The organism is Oleiphilus sp. HI0123, assembly GCF_001635315.1.
On sequence record NZ_LWGE01001697.1, the window covers coordinates 1 to 2,537 of the forward strand.

Below are 2,537 nucleotides of genomic sequence, written 5' to 3' on the forward strand. Positions count from 1 at the left end.
AGAGCAAGAGGAAAGCAGCCGCTATTAAAGGCACCAAGGCCAGCTGCCCACCCACAGAAGCGATAACCAATAGAAAGATAATGGCAAAAGGAACATCTGCGAGCGCCGTCATTGTCGCCGCAGTAAAGAACTGCTTGATCGAGTCAAACTCTTTCACCTGACTGGCAAGTGAGCCCACTGACGAAGGAAATTCTTCAAGCCTGATATTCAAAACCTTGGAAAATAGCTTACTCGACAAAACCAAGTCTAAACGCTTACCGGCCTGTTCCAAAAACACATGTCGAAGCAATTTTACCAGCAGCTCAAAAACGATCACTAAGACCAGACCTGACGCCAAAACCCAAAGCGTCTCGATTGCCTGATTGGGAACTACCCGATCATAAACATTCATGACAAACAATGGCGCAGCCAAAGCAAAGACGTTAATCAATAAAGTCGCTGCAATAATATCCCGATAAACACGACTTAAAGCTCTTAGCTCCTGCCACATCCACGAAGCAAAACCACTTCTTCTTGGCTGGTCTAAGGAACTGCTCGTATGCGCCTTTGGAAATACCGAAACCAGCTCTGCAGAGATTTTCTCACTAAGCTCAGGCGCGCTCCAATAAGCCTGCCCCTCTCCCTCAGAGCTAAAAATTTTAACGCTATAAACACACCGGGAAGTATCGTAGCGCTCAATCACGAGCCAAGCCTCATCACTCCCTTTAAGCTGAGCAAGGCAAGGCAAGGCGGCCTTTTCCAGGTCCGCCAAATCCATTTGGCGGCACTGTAATTTGCCTTGGCTATGAACCGCTCTCATCATACCGCTACTTGAAGCTCTTTCGTCTACGGGTAAGCCGTGCAAAAACACCTCACGTGAACAAGCAAACCCAGCTAGCGCCATGACATGCAGATAAGCATTTTGAAGATAACGCGATACAGCTACTTGAGCAGGCTCTACTGCTTCAGCACTCGATACATTCGCCGCATTGTCATAAGAGCTACTGGCGGAATTATGGGACAAAGAAAAAACCTCAAATATCAAAAATAGCTCATCAAATTGTGAGCTAAACTATAGATGAGCTTTAGAAGCGAAAAGACTCTCTGTTACACTGCTTCTTCAAAGCTTTTTCTAACTATAGCAGTTATTTAACGAGGGTATAGACTGTGCTTACACAAGATCAATTCAAGACTAGCAATTTGTTGATCNCCATAAAGGTTACTTTATTGGCTTTATTGTTTTTCGTCAGCACGAGTAAGCTGTATGCCGAAGAAAGCACCAGCACAACAACCGTCTATAAAGTCACAAAACCAGATGGCAGCATATCGTACTCAGACCAACCACAAAGCAACGCCGTCACCTTGGAAGTCGAACCCGTTCCAACCATACCTGCACTAAAACCAAGCCCCATAAGTTTTAGCTCTGCACCTACAGACGACAGCTTTCTTTACCAGTCACTTGTTATTAGCGCACCAATAGACCGGAGCGCACTCCACTCAGGCACGGGTGACATCACTGTAAGCACCATATTAGAGCCTTCATTAAGAGCAGAGGACAAACTGCGCTTTCTGCTGGATGGTGCCGAAGTTGCATTACAAAAAGGGGCGAGCTTGCTGCTAACAAGCCTAAATAGAGGAACACACACGATCACGGTCCAAGTTATCGACCCACAAAACAAGGCTCTTATCTCAGCCAGTAGTCAATTTACAGTTCATCGACCTATCGCCAGAGCGTTCAAAATTAACTAACACATAGAGAGCACCAATAGGGAACACCCCAAAAAAGCAATGCACAAAATTGGTGCGCACATCCTATCTTCATCTATACTAAACCAAGAGCCCTGACACGCAAGCAGTCGGGAGCTCGCTAAATAGCTACTCTCTGAACATATTCGACGCCACATAAAACATTGGTTTGCTTCTTGCTTTGGCTATTATAGTTCGCCCCAGGCAAGAGCAAGCCTGTTTGCATGTAATTTCGTCTTTCAATGGATACAAGCTTTAATGACAACCAACCTGTTCTCAGATGCCTACCAACAACGCATACTCGAAGGCTTGTCGACTGCTGTTATCCTTATTGATGCAAATTACCAGATTAAATTTATCAATCCTGCTGCCGAAATGCTCCTGCAAGCCGGTTACAAACGAATACTATCCAGCAAGCTAGATCACCTCTTTATTAAACATGAAGAACTTTTGTTTGACGAGTTCCAGGCCATTATTGATGGCGGGCACTCATACACTCAACGTGACTGCGAGTTTATTCTACACAACGGCCAAGAGCTTCTTGCAGACTGCTCGGCATCAAAGTTCTCTCAAGATTCTCAGGATTTACTGCTGATCGAAATGCAAGCAAAGGATCGTTTGAAGCGGATCAGCCGTGAAGAACAGCTGCATGAGAACCAGGAAACAGCTCAAATCCTTGTTCGTGGCTTCGCTCATGAGGTTAAGAACCCTCTCGGTGGAATTCGGGGTGCCGCTCAGCTACTTGATGCAGAGCTGACCAACCCAGAGCATCATGAATACACACAAATTATAATGAGTGAGTCGGACCGGCT

General features: G+C 45.7%; 3 protein-coding genes. 2 read left to right on the forward strand and 1 reads right to left on the reverse strand.

Features of this window, described 5'->3' with window-relative positions:
* On the reverse strand, positions 1-1,003 hold a 1,003-nt coding region (locus tag A3761_RS22965), incomplete at its 3' end, for an ABC transporter transmembrane domain-containing protein (RefSeq protein ID WP_255374959.1).
* A gap of 203 nt (positions 1,004-1,206) precedes the next feature.
* Here A3761_RS22965 and A3761_RS22970 point away from each other — a divergent pair.
* A complete protein-coding gene (locus A3761_RS22970) occupies positions 1,207-1,728 on the forward strand; it encodes a hypothetical protein (protein WP_068739215.1) in 522 nt (173 codons plus the stop codon).
* Between the two features lie 255 nt (positions 1,729-1,983).
* Positions 1,984-2,537, forward strand: a 554-nt coding sequence (locus tag A3761_RS22975) for a histidine kinase dimerization/phospho-acceptor domain-containing protein (protein WP_156492051.1), incomplete at its 3' end; no start/stop codon positions are given.